The 20985-nt window shown below is 56.7% G+C and carries 15 protein-coding genes; 6 read left to right on the forward strand and 9 right to left on the reverse strand.

The genetic code is table 11. The features are described 5' to 3' along the window. The first annotated feature begins 119 nt into the window (after positions 1–119). The 4 genes from P3C39_RS20040 (at position 120) to P3C39_RS20055 (ending at position 8352) form a co-directional block, all read left to right on the forward strand. Complete coding sequence (locus tag P3C39_RS20040; protein WP_275955450.1) at positions 120–2906, forward strand: SNF2-related protein; 2787 nt, start codon at positions 120–122, stop codon at positions 2904–2906. 152 nt (positions 2907–3058) lie between these two features. Next, positions 3059–4012, forward strand: a complete 954-nt coding sequence (locus tag P3C39_RS20045; protein ID WP_275954012.1) for a hypothetical protein — start codon at positions 3059–3061, stop codon at positions 4010–4012. Beyond that, positions 3990–5672 (forward strand): site-specific DNA-methyltransferase, encoded by a 1683-nt coding sequence (locus tag P3C39_RS20050; RefSeq protein ID WP_275954011.1) that lies wholly within the window; start codon positions 3990–3992, stop codon positions 5670–5672. The genes P3C39_RS20045 and P3C39_RS20050 overlap by 23 nt, the downstream gene beginning before the upstream one ends. A gap of 1 nt (position 5673) precedes the next feature. Beyond that, entirely contained in the window at positions 5674–8352 is a 2679-nt protein-coding gene (locus tag P3C39_RS20055; protein ID WP_275954010.1) for a DEAD/DEAH box helicase family protein, read from the forward strand. Positions 8353–8529: 177 nt separating this feature from the next. On the opposite strand, the gene P3C39_RS20060 is transcribed toward P3C39_RS20055, so the two are convergent. Continuing rightward, on the reverse strand, positions 8530–9690 hold the full coding sequence (locus P3C39_RS20060) for a hypothetical protein (protein ID WP_275954009.1): 1161 nt from the start codon (positions 9688–9690) through the stop codon (positions 8530–8532). Between the two features lie 361 nt (positions 9691–10051). On the opposite strand from P3C39_RS20060, the gene P3C39_RS20065 reads away from it, so the two are divergent. After that, positions 10052–10483 carry a helix-turn-helix transcriptional regulator gene (locus P3C39_RS20065; protein ID WP_275954008.1) on the forward strand — a complete coding sequence of 144 codons (432 nt, stop codon included), beginning with the start codon at positions 10052–10054 and terminating at the stop codon, positions 10481–10483. Positions 10484–10541: 58 nt separating this feature from the next. Here the strand turns inward: P3C39_RS20065 and P3C39_RS20070 are convergent, their stop codons facing one another. Then, positions 10542–11849, reverse strand: coding sequence for a hypothetical protein (locus P3C39_RS20070; RefSeq protein ID WP_275954007.1), 1308 nt, complete (start codon positions 11847–11849; stop codon positions 10542–10544). A gap of 1190 nt (positions 11850–13039) precedes the next feature. Further along, on the reverse strand, positions 13040–13312 hold the full coding sequence (locus P3C39_RS20075; RefSeq protein ID WP_275954006.1) for a hypothetical protein: 273 nt from the start codon (positions 13310–13312) through the stop codon (positions 13040–13042). A 188-nt stretch (positions 13313–13500) separates the two neighbouring features. Here P3C39_RS20075 and P3C39_RS20080 point away from each other — a divergent pair, with 188 nt between their 5' ends. Next, positions 13501–13659: a hypothetical protein gene (locus P3C39_RS20080; protein WP_275954005.1), complete on the forward strand. Its 159-nt coding sequence runs from the start codon at positions 13501–13503 to the stop codon at positions 13657–13659. Between the two features lie 214 nt (positions 13660–13873). Here P3C39_RS20080 and P3C39_RS20085 read toward each other — a convergent pair whose 3' ends face one another. The 6 genes from P3C39_RS20085 to P3C39_RS20110 form a co-directional block, all read right to left on the reverse strand. Further along, on the reverse strand, positions 13874–14620 hold the full coding sequence (locus tag P3C39_RS20085) for an NYN domain-containing protein (protein ID WP_275954004.1): 747 nt from the start codon (positions 14618–14620) through the stop codon (positions 13874–13876). 127 nt (positions 14621–14747) lie between these two features. Next, positions 14748–15461, reverse strand: a complete 714-nt coding sequence (locus P3C39_RS20090; RefSeq protein ID WP_275954003.1) for a hypothetical protein — start codon at positions 15459–15461, stop codon at positions 14748–14750. A 126-nt stretch (positions 15462–15587) separates the two neighbouring features. Continuing rightward, positions 15588–16757 (reverse strand): phospholipase D family protein, encoded by a 1170-nt coding sequence (locus P3C39_RS20095; RefSeq protein WP_275954002.1) that lies wholly within the window; start codon positions 16755–16757, stop codon positions 15588–15590. A 113-nt stretch (positions 16758–16870) separates the two neighbouring features. Then, positions 16871–17902: a hypothetical protein gene (locus tag P3C39_RS20100; protein WP_275954001.1), complete on the reverse strand. Its 1032-nt coding sequence runs from the start codon at positions 17900–17902 to the stop codon at positions 16871–16873. A gap of 1210 nt (positions 17903–19112) precedes the next feature. Next, on the reverse strand, positions 19113–20243 hold the full coding sequence (locus tag P3C39_RS20105) for a hypothetical protein (RefSeq protein ID WP_275954000.1): 1131 nt from the start codon (positions 20241–20243) through the stop codon (positions 19113–19115). A 61-nt stretch (positions 20244–20304) separates the two neighbouring features. Further along, positions 20305–20973: a HEPN domain-containing protein gene (locus P3C39_RS20110; protein WP_275953999.1), complete on the reverse strand. Its 669-nt coding sequence runs from the start codon at positions 20971–20973 to the stop codon at positions 20305–20307. Positions 20974–20985 lie beyond the last annotated feature (12 nt).

Consider the following 20985-nt stretch of genomic DNA (forward strand, 5'->3'; position numbering starts at 1 on the left):
AAATCGTTGGGGGCATCCTCGATCCGACTTGGCAGTCTGGTTTCGAGTGAGATCAATTTGGGGGAATTTTGGCTTCTTACGCACAAGTCCAGGGCCACTATCACAGCCATCGCATAACTTTGGATGGCTTTGAGCAGGACGCATTCACACGGTCCCTGACCGCAGCGCGGGTCGAAATGAACCCGCACCAAGTCGAAGCCTCCTTGTTCGCCTTGAAGTCACCGCTCTCGAAAGGCGTGCTGCTTGCCGATGAGGTGGGTCTCGGCAAGACGATCGAGGCTGGGCTCGTTATGGGCCAGAAATGGGCGGAGCAGAAACGTCGCATCCTTCTGATTGTCCCGGCCTCGCTGCGCAAGCAGTGGGAGCAGGAACTGCGGGAGAAGTTTTCGCTGCCGGCAACGATTTTGGAGTCCGCTACCTACAAGATCTTGAAAAAAGAGGGGCGCGCCAAGCCGTTCCGTGATGCTCCTGGAATCATCATCTCAAGCTACGAGTTCGCGTCGCGTTGCGCCGATGAACTCGCCTTGACGAAGTGGGACTTGGTTGTGTTCGACGAAGCACATCGGTTACGCAACGTCTATAAACCGGGCGCTCTCCGATCAAAGCTGTTGAAAGACGCCTTGAAGGATCCATTCAAGGTGCTGCTTACGGCCACGCCGCTTCAGAACTCCCTTATGGAACTCTTTGGCATCGTGTCGATGATTGACGACAATCATTTTGGCGGCGAGGAGGCCTTCAAGACCCTTTACACAGGCACTCGCGCCACGCCAGCCTCCCTGGAGGCGCTGCGCGAACGCCTCATACCGGTCTGCTACCGCACGCTGCGCCGGCAGGTTCAGGAGGCCGGTCATATCAACTTCACCAAGCGGAACGCCGTCGTATTCGATTTCGAACCGCCCAGTCTCGAAGTGCAACTCTACGAGAAGGTGTCGACCTTCCTGCAGCGCAAAGACACCATCTCCTATGGTGACCGTGCCAACCAACTCGTGGTGCTTCAGGTCCGCAAAATCCTAGGGTCATCGACTTTTGCCGTCACCGGCTACCTTCGGTCGCTGATAGAACGTCTCCAGAAACGCCAACGCGTCGACGAGACCGTTACCGACGACATCGAGACGATCGCGGAGATCGCTGAGGAACTCGAGGACAAAGACGAGGGCGAAGAACAAGTAATTGATGCAGCTTTGTTGGCTGTCGAGTTGGACGAGCTGAAGTCGTTCCTGGCTCTAGCCGAGTCGATAGGCCAGAACGCGAAGGGCGAAAAACTCCTCACGCAGCTCCCTGGCATCCTTGATGCGATCTCAGGCAAGGGCGGCCAGCGCAAAGCCGTAATCTTCACGGAAAGCGTTCGCACGCAGAAATACCTGAGCGAGCTGTTGGCAGCCAATGGCTACAACGGCCAGATCGCGCTTCTGAACGGGTCGAATAGCGATCCCGTCAGCAAGTCTCTCTACCAGGCTTGGCGGGAAGAACACGCCGGCACTGACAGGGTATCCGGCTCTCGCACCGCGGACATGAAAGCGGCGATTGTCGATGCCTTCCGCAGCAAGGACAAGGCGATCCTCATCGCAACAGAGAGCGGCGCCGAGGGCATCAACCTCCAATTCTGCTCGCTCGTGATCAACTTTGATCTTCCATGGAATCCGCAACGCGTCGAACAGCGCATTGGTCGCTGCCATCGCTATGGTCAAAAGATCGACGTCACAGTGGTCAATATGCTGAACCGCAAGAACCAGGCCGAGCAGCGGATCTATGAACTGCTCGATCAGAAATTCAAGCTATTCAGTGGCGTATTCGGATCAAGCGACGAGGTTCTCGGCACCATCGAACGCGGCGTCGACTTCGAGCAGCGAGTCCTGGGTATCGTCCAGTCCAGTCGGACCGAGGCCGAAATTGTTCAGCAGTTCGACGCGTTGACAGCCACCCTTCAGGATCGCATCGACTCCGACATGCAGTCGGCGCGCGCTAAGGTTCTGGAACATCTCGATCAAGATGTAGTCGCTCGGCTGAAGGGCCGGAAGGGTGAGCTCGATAACGCAGTAGATGATTTCACGCGACGCCTCATCATTGTAGCCCAAGCCGAGTTGCCAGGCGCCAGGTTCCACGACGACGCGATCTTCAGATTTGACTACGAAGGCAGGACCTGGACGACCAAATGGCCCGACGCCGATGACCATGACTGGCAGTTCTTTCGACTCTCAGACGGAAATCTCGCGACGGAGATTGTCGAAAAGGCGAAGGCGCGAGGTGTTCCGTCGAGCCTGACATCCGTGCTTTTCAACCTGGCGGACTACGCGTTTCCCGGACAGCTCGCCGACGTCAAGAATTTGGCTGGCAAATCAGGTCTGCTGCGGGTCTCGAAGGCACAAATTCGAACGCGCAACTCAGCACGAGAGGAGCTCCTGCTCTCATGTGTGACGGATGCCGGAGTTGCGATCCCTCCAGAAACAGCCGACCGCATGCTCATGGTTCCGTCAAGAGCACAGGAACTGTGGGACCCCATTGATGCGTCGGGCCTTCAGGGCATTGAAGACGAACAGTTCTCCGCCTTCTCGGATCGAGTCAAGAAACAGAACTTCCGCTGGCTCGAGGAAGAGGAAACGCGGCTGGACAACTACGCCAAGGACATCGAAATCGAGCTCGATGCGCAGATCGGTGTGCTCGACACCGAGATCAAGGTGCTGCGCAAGGAGCGCCGTTCGCCAGATACGTCAATGGAGCAGAAACTCGACTTCGGACGCAGAATAAAGAAGCTGGAGGGCCAGATGGACGACCTGAAGCTCTCGAAACATGAGCGACGCCGAGAGGTCCGCAAACAAGTGTCTGATATGCTCGACGAGGTGGCCGAGAGCCTAAACCAGCAGCCGCAGAAGAACCTGCTCTTCACTATCCGTTGGTCGGTCCGGTAAAAATCGTGCGTGCTGGGTCGGCCGGTTCCTTGGCAGAGTTTGGGGCATTCCCGGTTGAGGTTGAGTTTTACGTCGATTCTTATGTAGGCCCGACTTGGGAGGTGAGCTCGCTTCGTTACCGCGCTGGCTGGCTAATGGTCTCACGTGCCACCATGGAAACGGCGTTCAGTTCATGGTCCGCGCCTCTGGTCGCCTGCGTCAGCGAGGATGGCGAGCCGCTTTCCCCCTGGCTCGCGTCGAAATTCTTCGAGATGCGGTGCTCTGCTCCGCGCGAGGCCGTCGACCTGCCTCCCGACGAACTCGAAATGGCGTCAGATGCCCTCTATTGGGACTTCCTCGGCTCATGCGACCTCCAGCACCTGGCCATGCTGGAGAAAAAGGAAGCAGATACCGAGCTCACGATTGCGCGACTTGTAACGCGGGGAAATGAGATGCTGGCCCAGGCCGACGCTTACATCGCCGACATGCGGCGCTGGTTGCGCGCCGTTAACCCGGATGAAAAGCGACGCATAGCCGTGGACGAACAAATTGCCTTGATAGAAAGCAAGCAGGACGAGGCGGGCCGCTGGCTGCGTGAGAAGATAAAATCCGTTCGGGACAGCACCGAGGGCTTCGAGGCAGAAGTTATGGATTCGCTGACCGATTACGGTGACGTCGAGCATCTCTATACGGTGCGCTGGATTGCGCGTCACCTGCGCGATCGAAAGGAGGCTGCGCCGAAAACGCTGCCGGCCTTCTTGACTCCAGACCCGCACCTTGCTCCCGTCTACGTCAAACGAACTGTGGAACCGTTCAGGCGGGTTCGCTGGCGCGGAGCAGTTCAGTCAGACGGTTGCTTCTCGGCGGCCGAGAAAGTTTCCACTCCAAGAAAGTCGACAAGGAAGGCCTCACTACTGTTGCCCGGCAAAGCACCGAACCTGATGGCTGGCGAAGTGCCGCAGATAGCCGACGGACCGAAGGCAGCGCAGGAGCGCCCTCCAATGAAGGCACAACTGCCGAGAAAAAAACTGCCGGGAAAGAAGAAACTTAGCGACGAATTTCGAGAGAAACGGCGCATATGGGAAGAGCGAAAAAAGAAGTTCAATGGCCAAAAAACAGAAGCTTGAACTGATCTGGATTGGCAAAGACGAGCGGCCGAAGCTCGAGCCGCGAATCTTGATTGAAGATCCGTCGCTGTCGCATCACGCGGCAGCGCGCAGGTCAGAATCCGACATCTTCGACAACATGTTGATTCATGGCGACAATCTGCTCGCGTTGAAGGCGTTGGAAGCAGATTTTGCCGGCAAGGTCAAATGCGTCTTCATCGACCCGCCATACAACACCGGCAGTGCTTTCACGCATTATGATGACGGACTGGAGCATTCGCTGTGGCTCAGCCTGATGCGCGATCGGCTGGAGATGATCAGGACGCTGCTGTCGGACGACGGCTCGCTTTGGATCACCATCGACGACAACGAAGCGCACTATCTCAAGGTGCTTTGTGACGAAGTGTTTGGGCGGCAGAATTTCATTGCGAACGTGGTGTGGCAGAAGATCTATACAGTCAAAAACTCCGCACGTTTTTTGTCTGAGATGCACGACCACGTTCTAGTATACGCCAAAAAATCCGAAGCGTGGCAGCGTAATCTTCTACCCCGATCAGATGATTTGAACGCCAGTTATACAAATTTGGACAATGACCCCCGAGGTCCTTGGACAACCAATGCCGTTCAGGCTCGGAATTATTATAGCCTTGGGACATACGAGATCACCTCTCCAACGGGTGTGGTTTTCCGTCCACCAACAGGAACATATTGGCGAGTTTCGGAGGCAAATTTTCATCAGCTGAATTCGGAGGGCCGCGTCTGGTGGGGGCGAGACGGACGGTCGATACCACGCATCAAGAGATATCTGTCAGAGGTTAAACAGGGCGTGGTTCCAGCGACGATGTGGTTTCACGAGGAAGCTGGGCAAAACGCTCAGGCCAAAGCGGAGGTTCGGGAACTAGGCTCTGATGACGATGCTGTTTTCTTGACCCCAAAGCCCGAGAAGCTGATCGAGCGCGTATTGCATATCGCGAGTAATCCCGGGGATCTTATCCTCGACTCGTTCGCCGGGTCCGGCACAACTGGTGCGGTCGCTCAAAAGATGGGGCGGCGCTGGATCATGGTCGAGCTTGGTGACCACGCCGAAACCCATATCCTGCCCCGCCTAAAAAAGGTGATCGATGGCAACGATCTTGGCGGCGTCACCGAAGCGGTTGGATGGAAGGGTGGCGGTGGGTTCCGTTACTATCGCCTCGCCCCGTCGCTGCTCGTTCAAGACAAATACGGCAACTGGGTCATCGCAAGCGACTACAACGCGGCGATGCTCGCCGAGGCTTTGTGCCGACATATGAATTTCACCTTCTCGCCTTCGCAGAACCCGGACGAATATTGGAACCACGGCTTTTCGACTGAGACAGATTTCATCTACGTTACCACACAGAATCTGACACATGACGCCTGCCGGAAAATTTCGGAGGATGTTGGACCAGACCGCTCACTCTTGATTTGCTGCAAGGCTTTCAACGCGAACCCGGATTCGTTCGACAATCTGACCCTTGTGAAGATCCCGACTGCGATCTTGTCGAAATGCGAATGGGGCCGCGACGACTATTCGCTGAATGTCCAAAACCTCCCTCCTGCTCCCAATGAAGCGGAAGAACCGCCGACGCCCGGCGGTTCCCGCAAGAAACAGCCAGACCTGCCACTGTTCAACCTCACTATCGATGAAGGCAAGGTCTGAGATGAGCGAGGATCGCATCCTCCGTCAGATCGCACAGCGTCTTTCGCTGCGCGCGCCGCAAGAGCAGTCGCTCGATATTTTGGCTGACATCGTCGGACGCATTGGCCTGGCGAAGGGCGGAGACCCAGTCGCGGCGTTGGATGCAATCCAGGCTGCATATCCTTCCGTGCTGGATTTCGAGCGCGACTTTCCCTCAATCTGCTTCGCCATCGCCACGGGCGTAGGCAAGACCCGGTTGATGGGCGCGTTTATCGCCTGGCTCTACCTTACCGGTCGGTCGAAGAACTTCTTTGTGCTGGCACCCAACACTACGATCTACGACAAGCTGGTTGCCGATTTCTCGAAGCAGTCGTCGTTGAAGTATGTGTTTCGCGGCATTGCTCAGTTTGCCCAAACGCCACCGGTCATCGTCACCGGCGACACATGGGAAGAGGGACGGGGCGTGCGCGGCTCCGACCTCTTCGGCAGTGAGGCCATCGTCAACATCTTCAACGTCGACAAGATCAACAAGGACAAGGGGCGCATCCGCACAATGCGCGAGACCATCGGCGAATCCTATTTCGACTATCTGGCCGCACTCCCCGATCTCGTGCTGCTGATGGACGAAGCTCACCGCTATCGGGCGAGTGCCGGCATGAGGGCAGTAAACGAATTGAAGCCGGCACTTGGCCTCGAACTAACGGCAACCCCAAAATCCGTTGGCGCCAAGTCGACCGCGTTTAGCAATGTCGTCTTCGAATATGGGCTCGGCAACGCCATGGCCGACGGGATGGTGAAAGAACCTGCGGTGGCGACCCGGGCCGACTTCAACCGGGCCGATTTCAACGACCACCAGCTCGAGCTCATAATGCTCGAAGACGGCATTCACTATCATGAACATGTGAAGGTCGAACTCGACCTTTACGCGCGTCAATCAGGTCGGAACCGGGTGCATCCCTTCGTGCTGGTCGTCGCCCAGGATACGACCCACGCAAGCGCGCTACGCACCCGGATCGAAAGCGATGAGTTCTTCAAAGGTGCCTACAAGGGCCGTGTCGCAGAGGTTCATTCAAATCTGCGGGGGGATGAAAGCGACGAGGCAATCCAGCGCCTGGTCGGGCTGGAGACAGATAATCTCACCGAGATCGTCATCCATGTGAACAAACTGAAGGAAGGGTGGGACGTCAACAACCTCTACACGATCATCCCACTTCGCGCCTCAGCTTCCGACATCCTCACTGAGCAGACCCTCGGCCGTGGACTCCGGCTGCCCTATGGCGAACGCACCGGCGTCGAGTCGGTCGACACACTCACCGTGATTGCGCATGACCGCTTCGATGAAGTCATCAAGCGAGCGAGGGAAGTAGACTCGCTTGTGCAGATCAAGACGCTGACGATCGGCAAAGGCGGGGACGTTCCGGCTGAAACCGAACGAGTGATCGATATTCCTGTCTCGTTCGAGGTAGCCCTGCTCGGCAGTGGCTCTGCGCTCCAAGGAATGCAGGAACAAGCTGCCATCTTCGACCACGTCGATGATCGTAAGGTCGTTGAGTCCGCACTCGATTTCATCACCCGCAAGTATGAGCGGCAGCTCAAGGGTGGCGTTCAGGAGCTGTTGACGCCGGAAGTGCGCAAGGAGCTCGCTGCGGACATTAGACGCGCTTTGCAGCCTGCCCAGGGTTCGCTGGAGGGCATAGTCGCCCAGCCGAGAGTCGAGGAGATCGTCGGCATCGTCACTGCCAGCGTTGCAGAGAACACGATCGATATTCCTGAGATCGTCGTCATCCCGAGCCGGGAGGTAAATTTCTGGTTCGACGCCTTCGACCTAACAGGCCTGCAGTCGATTCGATACCAGCCGCTGTCCGACCGGATCCTGATCCGGAACCTACGGGACCAAAACCAGCGCGAGCTGGCCCGTTCGATCGCCGGGCCGAAAGAAGGCCTAGTCGAGAACTATATCGTCAAGCACCTGATCGACTACGACCAGGTCGACTATGACTCTCAATCCGACCTCCTTTATAAGCTCGCTGCTCAGGCCGTCTCGCATCTGCGGACCTATCTCGTGACCGAGGATGATGTTGAGAATGTCGCGCTCGCTCATGGAAAGGCGATTGCAGAGTTCATCTTCGCGCAGATGAAAGGTCACTATCGCGAGACGCCGGCGGACTACCGGGCAAAGCTTGTCAGATCGTTTCGGTCGTTGAGACCGCTGAGCATCAGCATAACCAGCATCGCGAAGATGCTCGACATAGGGTCAGCCGCAAAGCCCCTGTCGGACACCAGAAGCTATGTGTTCAAGGGCACCCGCAAGAGCCCCTACAACTTCCACAAGTTCCAATCCGATACGGAGCGCCGCTTCGCTGCGCTGATCGACAGCGACTTCGAGAAAGACGTGCTGCGCTGGGTGAAACCGGGCCCTGGCCAATTCCAGATCGAATATCGATCAGGCAAGGCATACGAGCCGGATTTCGTAGTTGAGCTGTCGGCGCAGAAATTGATCGTCGAGATCAAGTCCGACGGTGAGATGAGCGATCAGACAGTCCAGGAGAAATCCCGCGCGGCCTGCGAATGGGTCAAGCACGCCAATCAGATATCGACGGACACCGCGTCGAAGTCTTGGGGCTACGCGATCGTGCCGGAAAGCGCGGTCATCGAGAGCGCGACGCTAGCCGGTCTGATCGCGAAGCACAGGTTGGCGTGATACGCGCCAGAGCATCGGCCATTGTCGTCGATTCCGATTTGGCAGGTTTTTCCCACCAGAAACTCTGGCGATCGGCTTAAGGGGCTGTAAGGAGGGGCTTTCGGTATAAGGGTTCGAGGCAATCACACGTTTAGAGGACCTAATAACTTGGTCCGTGTAGAGCACGGACTCGCAACCTCACCTTCCCTTCCTGTCCCTCAGGTCTTCCAGCGCCATCGACGCTCGCCCATTGAGAGCCTCGTAGGCAAGGAAGCTTCCCGAAGATCCGGCGCCGACCCTCGTCACGGGGCGGATCTTGAGCCTCTTAGCTCGCACCTGCTTCTTGAGCTCCGGCCTGGCATTGTCTCGGAATGTCTGCCGCGCCCCTTCCATGGCGACAAGCCCGACAACGCCGGCGTTGAGGAACCTTGTCCAGCGGTCGTCTTCGATTGCCTTGCGGGCAGGGTGCTTCCCGGCGAAGTCGTTCTCGAACGTCGGAACCATGAACTGAAAGTATCGGCCTTGGAGCCTGGCGAAATTGAATCGTCGCAGATCATCCAGGAAGTTGACCCCAAGGTCGATCAGCTCTCGCTGATCCAAAGTCACTTCGATCCTGGCTCGGTGCTCGCTGACTGGTAGATCATCCCAGGTTCCGGCTCTGATGTTCTGGTTGTCGATGAGCTTCTCCATCACCCGCCACCTGACGGGTCCATCCTCTCTGCCAACGTAGAACGTCGCATCGACGAAGGCAGGTCTGTCAGCATGGGATGAGATCAGGTTGTTCGCACCAATGACAAAAGTTGGCTCTTCTCGACTCCATAGAAAACGTGGTCTGTCGAGACCGACGGTCATGAAATCCCGGTCCGGAAACAGATGCCGCGCTAGGACTCCGACCATCCTCCCGATCTTATCGGACGATGGCGTCCTCGGCTTAAAATCTACGCTGATCTCGATTGAATGAACTACAGCCTGCATTTGCCGACTAAATTTCTTGGCGAGCTCATCTTCGCACGTGGCCAGAAGGTCCAGCTCAGGCTCTTGAAACTTGACTCGAAACTTATTGCTTTCGTTTCCGAGGCCTTTTTCGAGCACATCAATGTGCGGTTGCCGAGCTAGAATTGGGCGAATTACGTCGTGCACGAATCGGAACTGGGTCGTGTGCGCGAACCAGAAGTCGATCTCGACCCAGTCAATGACCGCTCGGCACGTGTAGTCGCCTAAATTGATCACCGGGTGAACGACCGTCTTCCCGGACACCCGCCGCTGCTTTGCTGTCGTGGGAGCCGCGCTGTATTCCAGCACGACCTGGCGCGTCGGGTCTTTGATGCCCCTAAGGACGACTTTGGTCGAGTAGTTCATCTGCAGCGGTCCACCCAGCGAGCAGCCGGTTGACCACACGGGATGGCCCTTATCCGAGTCGCATCACCCGTGCGACAGACTCTTCCGAGGTCGACGCCGTTTCCGTCTGCCTAACTTCCGGCGCCGCGGATCTCCCTATGTGCGCTCTGCGACAAGGTCAGAGTAAGTCATAGTTTACTTATGTATATATTCGACATCTTCTCAGGATTTTAGTCTATAAGCACGTTTATCGGGTAATTCTGTTAATGAAATCGCAAAATTGGAAGAGATTGACCTTGCAGCGATCGACGGGAACTCGCAATTCCCTATCGCTGTTTGATATATAGTAAGCAAGATCATACGTTTAAGAAGGAGAACGAGTATGAGCAGCGACAGCAGCGGCACGTCCCACAAATCCGAAATCGCTAAATTCCTGGACAAGCGCATCTATGAACTGAGTCACCGAAAGAGCCAGAGGGACATAGCCAGAGAGATCGGTTTTGTGAACGACAACGTCATAGCGATGCTCAAGAGCGGGAGAACCAAGGTGCCGCTTCATCGCGTCGTGAGCATCGCCAAGGCGCTAGAAACCAATCCCCGTGAGCTATTCGTGATGGCTCTCACGCAGAACGGCAATGAAAAAGATCGTGAGGCATTTCGGGAAATCGTGGGCGAGTTCTCGGAAAACGAGCGGGAGATCATTGGCGCGATCCGCAAGTCCTCAAACGGAGCGGATCCGAAGTTATCGGTCGTATTTAGAAAGATCCTTCGCGCCCTCTTTGGTGGCGCGCGCGGCACGAAGACGAACGACTGATGCTTAGCAACGCGAGGGTCGAAACCCGATCACCGTATGACCGGCGATCCTGACTCTGCTACTCGGAAGCTTTGGTTTGAAAACGCTCCGGATCGAATTGCTGCAATATCTGGGTAACCTCGGCTTCGGTGCTTCGTTCCAAGGCAAAGAGGTTCCTGACACGGTTGTAGGCGTTTGTAAGGAACGTCAGTTGCGCCTCCGCGCTCCAGTCTGCGCTCTGGAGGACTTCTCGGGTCGCGTTCCGCCGTGATGGCGTCCGGTCTCCCTGCCACTCGGAGAACCAATGGAGATCCTTCACGCCGAACAGCCCCGCCTCAACTCGGCGGGTCCTATGACCCTGGAGCCGATCGATAACCTTCATTGCTTTGCGGAGCGTCCGAGACCATTGTCCGAGCATCAGATGATCCCGGAGGAGGGGCTGGCCCTGGTGCTTAACAACCACGCTGCCGTGCAGCATCCAAAATTCTCCGGTATCCTCAAAGAACATCGTCATGTTGCTCGAGGACGGTTCTTTGGCCTCGGACCACTCGGTGATCCAATACCGAACAAACCCCTCTTCAGTGGCTCCAAAGTCACCATCACGAGCGCTGTCGCTTGGCGCGTCGACGGATTGTGACTGATGCAATCTCGCTATATCCGAGACTGATGGTATTTCATTCTTCCAGCCGGCGGGGATGACGCGCATGTAGGAGCGCGGGGTGTCGGGAATTGCAACTTTCCCGCGTCGCGCGCCCCCAAAAGCGTCATTGTGAATTAGTGTCTCGCCCGCCGAGCCCCAAATCGAGTAGTTGTCGGAGCTTGCCGCAACACAAGTGATCGTCGTTGTTGCAGCCACCTCTTCAGCACGCTCCTGGAGATTAACACGCAGTGCCCCCGCGAGTTCGCTGACGAGCTTTGAGCGGACGGCTAAGCGCGTTGGCCTATCGGCATTTTCAGCAAGGACGAATGTAAGGATACGGCGTTGGCGAATATCGAACGGCAGGTCCTCCACTTTCGCACCGCTCGCCGTGTTAAGAACTCCAATGACGCGCTCCCAACCCGGCCTATGCATCGCCCATCCGAGCTCAATCATCACGTTCGGGTTCGGTAGCCATTTGCCGGCAGGGGATTGTGCAACCGGCGTGAGGTCGGCGGCGAACACGGCTGCGTCCGCGATCTTGTTGAGGATGGTGGTAGCAATATCGGCCATGCCACGTTCGCCCTTGGTATCGTGGTCTATTTCTGGGCGGTCAGCATCATCAACGCCGATCTCATCGGCGACTTGCGCGATCGCTGCGACCAATGCTTCGCGGATGAAATGGCGGCAGGTCTTGGGCGAATAGTCGTTTTGCCAGGACCAGAATACCTTTGCCGCTTGACCGGGCATTTTGTCTCCTTAATCAGAAGCGTAGATGTTTGGACAGGAGAGCGGCTATACCACTCATCGCTCGTGCGTCAAAAAAGCACGGCGATTAGCAGCGCCTGGCGCTATTTGTTCGTTCCTGTTGCTGAGACCAATGGCGAAATTCCACGCATCCGAACAGTTGGCGGCAGCCAGCTGATTTTCGACCATATTGCCCTTAAGCTCGAGCGCGGCTCACTAGCGGACGACGGTCAGTCCCGCTCATTGAGCGCAGTGGGTGACCTAAGCGCGTCGACGGGCGGACCGCTACGACAACCTGGTGGTAGATCTAGATGCCATGCAAGGAAGCTGACGACGCTCGCCTCGGTTCCTAGGAACCAATCGACTTCATTCGCTTGAGGGGACGCCCCATAGAGCGAAGCCCTAGATTTGCCTTGGACAGCGGTGGGAATGCCTCCTGTTGCGGCAGACAAAATCCCGACAATGCTCCGCTTTCAGTGGGAGGGCAGTCCGGGAGGTCGGGCGCGAAACCGCTTGTCCTGGGCGATGAACGTTGAGGTTCGGTATCTTTTTTAGGAGACGGTTCTGAAGGGCGGGCGGTTGACAATGTCAACTTGGCGACCCGATATCGACGGTTCGGGGCCTAATTCTGTCAACCAAAATGTAGTGCGTTCTCTTAAGCCTATAAGAGCGCGCTTGACGCTAAGTTTACACTAAGTTGACAACCAGACCCTCAAAACCACTTTTTGCCCGATAAGTTGACAAACGCAACCTGAGACAGCTTCCAAGGCTCGAACACCAAAACAGCCAGAGAAGCTCACCAGACACCAAGGGCACCGTCAGCGCAGCGATGACGCAGAACACATGACGGAAGCTATCTGGCGCTCTCCCCTGGTCGATACAGCAAACGAACGGCAACAGCTTGACCAGCATCAGATTAATAGCTCCGGCGTAGAGAGCGAATTAGCTAAAGGGGTAGGGAGACGCACGCAGAGATCACGGAGCTGCCGAGACGTAGATCGTAGAGAGGCTGAGTGCAGAGGTGTGGTGTGATGGCGAGTGTTGAGATTCCTGGCGTTTCGCTTTCAATGATCGTTAATTCGCGGCCGATCTTCTCAGAGAGACCGCGGAGAAAAATCCAACTATCCGATGTCTTGGAATTTGAGCTGGTGCGAGGCCAATCGTCGGTTATCGACCGCGATTCAATCGAGCAATCAATAGCTGAGGCCAACAGTCAGGCGCTGGAAGATGGCCATACCGAAAAAGTGTGTCCGCCTCTGACGCTGCTCGACATAATGACTGCGCTCGTATGGGGCGGTTCTTCCGCCGCCGATCCGGTCATAGACAACATACACCATACGATGCTCCAGAATATCTTGCTCGATGATCCTTGGCCTGAGCTCACACGCGAGGCCGTCATTCTGCTGATTGGCAAGCGAAAAGACAAAGCCGATAGGCTCGGCTTCTACAATATCCAGTGGCACCATGGGCACAACGAACCGTTTAAGGCGGGCATGCCTTTGACGTATTCTGATGGCGAGCCGCTTCCGCCGCTCACACTTGCGGAGAAGCTGTTGGCAACGCGGCATCGGGGATGGTTGACCGCGGGTAGCTCAAGGCGCCACGGTCCAAAGACGGTGTTTCCGCCCAAGCCAGTCGATGGGGGGGCGCCCCAATGCAGCTTCCTGAAGGCGAAGCGACCACCGGCGAAAAGGTTCGTTTGAAGAAGCGCATCGAAACAATGACCCGTCTGGAGTTGCAGATACGAGTTATCTTCTTGGAAGGCTTCATCAATGGCGTCACCGGCGACCTCGCGCCGGTCTCGCCCACCTGATCGATTGCAGAACAGTGATGATAAGGGCGCGGATCAAGCCGCGCCCTTGTATGCTCAAGCCGCGTCAGGGGTGGCCGACAGCGAGCACAGTGGTGGGCCGCGGTCTTGTGCAGCGGTCGGGTGTCCAAGTTCTCCATTGAGCTCGCTTGCGATTCGTCGCTAACCGTAACCACACCTCACCCGGCGTCTGGCGATCGAGATCTATTCGAAGCGACTAATTGGTTGCTCGCGTATTGCCAGACGTAGGCTTCAGGCGCACACGGGGGTGGCCTGTCTCTGACTGGCTCACATCCAATGTCTCAATTTTGCGGACAAGATCACTGAGCTTTTTGGAACCGTAGGTTCGTGGGTCAAAATCGGGTGCAAGATTGGCAAGGAGGTTTCCAAGCTGTCCCAGGGAGATCCACCCGTCTTCTCCTTCATTCTCGGACATGATCCTTTTGAGGATGCGCGAAGCATGAGCCAGTGTCTCCAGAGGCTTCGTGGCCCCAGCCTTGGCGCCTGCAGTGGTCGTCTCAAGAAGGAGGTTCTCTGTGTAGATGAACCGCCGGCAAGCTTGCCGGAAGCTCTCCGGCGTTTTCTGCTCACCGAATCCGAAGACATCCACGCCATGCTCGCGAATTCGTGCTGCGAGGCGTGTGAAGTCGCTGTCGGACGACACTAGGCAGAAGCCGTCAAAGCGACCGCTATGGAGCAAATCCATGGCGTCGATCACCAGGGTGATATCAGACGCATTCTTCCCGGTCGTATATGCGAACTGCTGCTGAGGGATGATGGCATGCTTGGATAGTATGTCGGCCCACGCCTTAGAGCGCGGACTCGAGAAGTCGCCGTATATTCGTCGGACGCTTGCCTCGCCTATTTTGGCGATCTCCTCAAACAGTCCATCGGCGATTTTCGCGGATGCGTTATCCGCGTCGATTAAGACTGCCAACCGAGGGGAATGCTGTTCTGTGGGCATACGGACCTCCAATTCAATGTTGCCAAACACAGCCCCGAGGATGGGGTTAGCGTCCACGATGATCGGAAAAACACGACTAGGCACCTGCGGGAGCTGCGATCGAGGCAGGACAGGGATGCAGGCCCGGCTAGGGCACACGTAACCTCGGCCGCCTTACGCGTTGTATCTTCCAGCTATTCCCCTTTTTGGTGGTAAATCCATCGGCGTCGCATCGCTCCGGAACGCAAAATGAATCGGGCGCTTGGGAAAAGTCCAGGGCGAAGAAAAGCGGAGCTCCACCGTTGCCATTCACAGAGGTTGGCCAATCCAATTCGTCGAGTTTCGCCGGCTTATTGGGTGACGCTAAAACCACGATGATCTGCAATGGATCGGCGGTTCTAGTTTTGTCGGTTCGGAGCCGATGAGAGTGATCCTGCCATTCACGCAGCCTCTGGTGCTTACTTTTTACCTGGTCGTTTCCCCAACTCGTTACGCCCTTGGCTTCCATCAGAATGATTGTCCGATCGAACGCAATGATGAGGTCGAAGTCCTCATGAGTTCCGCGGATGAGACGTAGGGGCGGTTCAGCCGAATGGGAGACGACCGGATTCTCCAGCGGAGCAGCCCAATCAATGTCGGTGGTGCCATCCAACCCCAGCGCACCAAACAGCCAGTCGATATGATAGTCGATCGCCCACCAAGCGCCCGTCGGGATGTCCACGCCTGTCTCATTGCTAAGTCTGTGCAGAAACGAACTCGAAAGATTTAGTTCCTCGCCGCTTTGCCCAAGCGCATTGCGAATGAGCCAATAGCGCTCCTTTCGATTGAACAGTTTGAGGCATTCCACCAAAGTTCGCGCCATGAAGCCCCCCAGGTCTAGCTAAATAGCCTCTCGGCTTTTCGAGCGAACTTAATGCGCACGCCGATCGCAGGATGAAGCATTTCTGCTGTCTGCCGGACGCGTTCTGCCGGTGAATTGGACAGGCGATCATCTTACGACCGGCCAGCCGATCTTGTCGATTTCATCTTGCGAAATCTTGCCATGCCGGTCGAACGCCCCCTGTAATCGCTCGCCGAGCCAGGACATGCCTTCCGTCGAAAGCTCGACTGCCGGTTGTTGTCGGTAGGCCTTTCGTGGGTCAACGTTTTTCCCCTGGCCCTCCTCGGCATTGCGCCTTGTCGGTTCAAACGAGCCGGCGCCGAGGGCTTCCATAAGTGCGTTGAGCGAGACGCCGTTATCCATCGTTCCCGAGACAAACTCCGCATCATGAACACGGATGTAGTGGGGCCATTTGGCCCTCCATTCACGGTGGGCAATTTCTTCAATGGTAGCATCATCGCGATTCGGAACGTGTCGCATTCCGATCGCTCGCCCGAATATGCGAATATCATTCGGTTCGTTCGTTAAGCGCCCGAAGAAAATCAGAGCATCATCGTTAACCCCTTTCGGCCGCTTGTCTTTCGGATACCCGACCGACCAATGGCAGCCAGCTCGGTCGATCTCCTCGATGATGGGGAATGACAATGGCGCGCGGTATTTTCCTTCGCCGAGGAATTTCACAAAGCCTTGGGTAGCATCAGCAAACCTAGCCGGGACGATGCTTGGCGGCGATGCAACTACACCGGCGTCAACTCCATAGTCCCCAAGGTTGGCTCGCTGAATCGGCCTTCCCCCGTTTACTCTATAGCGGGTCAGAATTTGGTCCCATTCGTCGAGCTGCTGGATCGCTAATTCGAGACCGCCTCGGTCCCAGAGATCATCGAAGTATCGACGGCATGCAGATATGAGGGCCGCGTCCTGGGAGACCATGCCGAACTCGTGGTTCCGCGTAAGCGCGGCTTCCGTTAGATTGGCTGAGGTCACAATCGCCCTACTCGATCCGAACAGATACATCTTGGCATGTAGATTTTTGACGCCGCGGACTTTGGCTCGGGCCCCCAACAGGCGTCGCAAGGCCGAGATATCGCTTACACTCTCGGCGAAATCGGACAGGTTGAAGCGGGTAATGACCCGGACTGCCTTCGGGCCGGACGAAAGTAAACGTTGCAATGCGCCCCTCTTGATGAACGGAGAAATAATCATCAATTCGCTTGAGTCAGCGCGAAGTGCTTCCGCAATCTCCAGTGGCCAACCGGAATCGACAAGTTTGGTGGTCATTGGTCAGCTCCAACTGTTCATTGCTCTCATCATCCAGTGATGGCCGAGCCGGTCTGCGCACGCTGGGTTGCGTCAGCGGTTAGCGTCTCAATTCCCGAGGCGACGGCCTCGCGCTATCCCCCGAGACCGCAAGAGTGCGGAACATTGACTGGGATCGATCCAAGGCGGTTGCCATCGTAACCTTCTGCGACAGTCGCTATGACCGATGGATTCCAGCCGTAGCCGCAGTGGGCAGTGTCCGGGCGTTCCAAAAGCCCGAGGTATGTCTGGTCGTTTGAGACAATGACATTGGTAATTTTCATGTCCTTGGGCAGGTATGCTTTGGGGATCAGTCGATAGCTCAATAGGTCATTCGGATCCGTGAAAGCGACAAAGCGGATGGGGCCTGACGGCTCTGCGACAAACGCCTTGTTCTTTCGAGCTCTGGCGCTGGCAAACACGTCGAGGAGCGATCCGCTGGCCCGAACCGCCGATCTATCGGCGGCAATCTTGACCGTGTCAGGAGAGTAGGTTGCGGCATTCAAGAGTGGGATCTGATTTGCCAGCAGGAAAACCATTTGGACATCTCCTAGGCGCTGGGCAATCCGCGACTGTTCCGACGCCGGCGTCGTTTGCCATATCGAGACGATTGCGTCCGAGAGCATCTTGCTTCCTAAGCTCTCGGCGATCAGCACAGTCTTCCGCCGCGGCTTGCTATCGTCGATCAGACAGCGACCCGAGCCTGAAATACTCCCACCCAGTGCGTCACAAACTTCGGAGCGCATCCAGGACCTAGTCGGGTCGCCAGCCGTGCCTGTGTAAATCACCGCGTCGGAAAAGCAGTCGTCGATTAAGCCTTCCTTTAGGGTCTTGTTAAGGCTGGCTCGCTTCAGCTCGTCGTTGTGGTCGAGCCGAATGGCGATTTTTGCATCGGCAGCGAGCGGTGACCAGACGAGAAAACGGAGTTCGAGGGAATGCCCGTTCACAGTGTGGTCGAACGTGACGCGGGCGGCACGCTCCGGGCCATACACGACGTTTTTGGTAGACGTCCCAATTGCGATCGCCTGTTGGAGAAGGGCATGACGATTATCTGCCCAGTCTTCCTCGTGGGTGCACATGCCGTGCACCCAGACAACCCGTAGGTCTTCTTGCTTAGCAAAGCTCATGACGCCACCAAAGCTGGACGCTTTGTCCTGCCCTGGCTCTTGGATGTTTGGAGGGATGTAAGGGGTAGAACACCCCGCAGTCAATAATGCGGCGCCGAAGACTAGTGCAGAAAATAGGCTGCACAAACACCGCTGTATTATTGTTGCCATCTCTCTTCCTCCCAGCCCTCTTCAGTGAAGCTGAGAAAGTGAGAAAAAGCGAGTCGTTTCGGGTGGCGCGAGAACTATCTTATGGAGACACGCGGAGGCCGCTCTCATGGTAGCAGAATGCGCAACCCGAAGATCCATTATATAGCTATGTCTGGCGTCACATTGTGTTTCATGGTGGCTCCATCGGCTGGACCTTGCCGGCGAGCTTTGCCTGAACCTTCGCAGGAATCCTTGCCCGTCAAAATACCGCGTGTCGCCCTTACCGCAACGCTCCGCTAGGGGGGTGGGCTCCATGGTTCTTTATTTGCCGATTGAGCAAGTTCAGGACAGCCGTAGCGACTATTTGTTCGTCTCGGGCTAGTCGCATCCTCCTCCAATAACGGGGGTGCCGGGTCGTAATGGCGCTTGTGCCATTCGCTGAACGAAAAATCGTGGTGTGGCCGTCGCCTAACGTTCGGGACTTCAAAAAGCCGTGCTCAGCCAGAAGGTTTTTGATCTCTGCACGGAATCTCGAGGTTGCAAACAGGATCAGCGCTGGGGCTAGGCAATGTATTTCTTCGGAGAGGGCCTGTAGGCATGGGTCCGCTATCATGGGCCATTGTTTCGAAGAGGGCGGGCCGGCGTCACCGCTGCTGACATCGAGCCGGTCCATCTTGCACACATTCGTCCAGGCGATATCCATACGATCCGGGGAAATTCGCTCAATGAATTGCCAGAACGGGGAACGTCGATTTTCCCTCCTAATCATCCAGTCTCGAGACGCCTTTGAGCTATCCAATTGCGTTAGGCCCGAGCCAACGGATTCTGCTTTTGGACCGGCGCTCATTCCAACATAAAGGACGCTTGCGGGTGCCCCAGGTCGATATCGCCGACCTATGCCGGTAGCGAATACTCCGGGTTGAGCCCACCCTGCAGCAACGGCTTCCCTATTGGCCTTCACCAAAGCGTTCCACGTTAGACGGGTGATCGGCATCGACATTTGTTCCCCCTCCTCAGGTGTTGCTGTGGTCGGCAACGCGTCAAGAGACGCGACCCGAATTTCCGGTTGCCGGGATGGGGCTCATGGGCCGGTCACTGTCCGAATGCCATTTGCGATGTCCCCCGCGAAGGACGTGACCGCATTCCAGAGCGGCTCGGACGTAAGCTCATCTAGCTTCACCGAAGGCCAGCCAGTGAGCTTGTCGGTGACTTTCAACGTCGATGATGGCCATTCGCGGATCGCGGACAGCAGTGCCTTCCTGGTATCGTCCGGGGCGTAAGCTGGCGTTGAGCCGAGATTGGCGAGGGACGTTTCCAATCGGCCCGATGTCTTACGCATGAAGAACACATAGGTGCGCTTTCCGTCCGGCCGCAGAAGCCCGGCTGCGAGCGCGTCCTGGCTGTTCGTCACCACGACGTCATAGCCGGTCGATCGCAACCAGTCCGTGGCCCGCTCAGCGCCAGCACGGGACTTCGCGCCATGCAGACTTGCGAGGTTTTCCAGCCATTCCGTTTCGGACAGGCGCTCAGCAACTTCGGTCACGGCCTTGGTCGTCTGTGCCCGTTCTGTCTGCCCAACCAGTCGCGGGACCAGCGTGCGAATGCCATTGGCGCTGGTGAACTGTTCGACCTCTATCGCCAGAACTTCGGCCGGGCGCATCTGTTCGTTCAGGAACTCAACAATGCGCGCCAGTTCCTTGGGGATGCGATCGGCGACGAACAGCATGCGGACTCGGCCGGACCTCAGATTGGCTTCCACAGCCCTCCAGAACGATTCTGCATCGGCGTTGTCTAGGAAGCTGGCGAGGTGAGTGTCCGGCTCCAGTCCTGCGCCCGTTGCCGTATCGCGGTATGCCTGCACAATCCGATCGATAGGCCAATAGGCGACGCCGTTCGCGGCATAGTCCAGCATCTGGGCCACGACCTCTCGGCGAGCCCTTGTGTCGGATGCCTGCTTCACCTCGACAAGCACGGGCACGCCTTGGCGATCCAGAAATAGATGATCAAGGGACCAACGATCAGAGCCGTTCACGGCGTCGGGAACGGGTTGTTCGCGTCGAATGAGAAGCAGCTTGCCTTCGGGTCCCCCTGCTAGCCTCAGCATGGCGGGATGATCGCCTAGCAGCCGCTGAAACAGGTCTTCGGATTCGTAGTCTGTCCGGTTCAGTTCGGTCAGCTGATTATCTTGTCCGACAAGGAAAATGCTGCTCATTTTCGCCCCGCTTGTTTGATGATTTCTTACGAGCTGCTGCGCGTGTCAGCAGAACATGGGTCTAGGTCTCAACGACCGGGTAGAATGGCCGACCCCAGTCCTCGGTTGAGTTGTCCATCATGATGTCGATCATGATGGGGATGAGAAACCCGATGATATCGGCCCCGTCACGAAGTTGGTTGCGGTTAGTGCTCGAGTTCCAAGTTGCGCCCCCGTGAACAAGTTGGTTGCGGAGCACATAGAGGCGGTCGAATAGCATCGACAAGATGTTGGCTGTATCGCGAGTCATCAGCGCGCCGTGGAAGGCACGCCTGGCGGCATTGAATCGTTGCTCCCAGTCGTCATAACCATCGATCCCATTTTGGTGGGACCAAAAAGGACCAAAGACGAAGCGATTCTCCAGAAAGAGCCGGATGGGGCCGGGAAAGCGTGTCCAGACCGCGTCATAGATGCGGCTGTTTTTGTCGAGGTCTCGCAGCATTCCGAAGAACCATGCGAATGCTTCACGCTCACCTCGCACGTCGCGCTCGTCCGCATAGGCCGCGTTAAACGCGATCCAGAGGAAGAGGAACGCTGCAGCGGGATCGTTGGCTTCTGCTTCAGCCCGTCCGATCCAACTGATCGACCGATGGACGCGAAGGCCGAAATTCTCGGGGAAACCCGCCCGAAGTTGACGCTGCTTTTCCTTGAGCGCCTCAAACCTAAGCCGAGCTGCCGCGTTGTCCTTCATCGATTCATTCCG

Source organism: Mesorhizobium sp. XAP4, from assembly GCF_029269325.1.
In the GTDB taxonomy this organism is placed as follows: Bacteria; Pseudomonadota; Alphaproteobacteria; order Rhizobiales; family Rhizobiaceae; genus Mesorhizobium; species Mesorhizobium ciceri.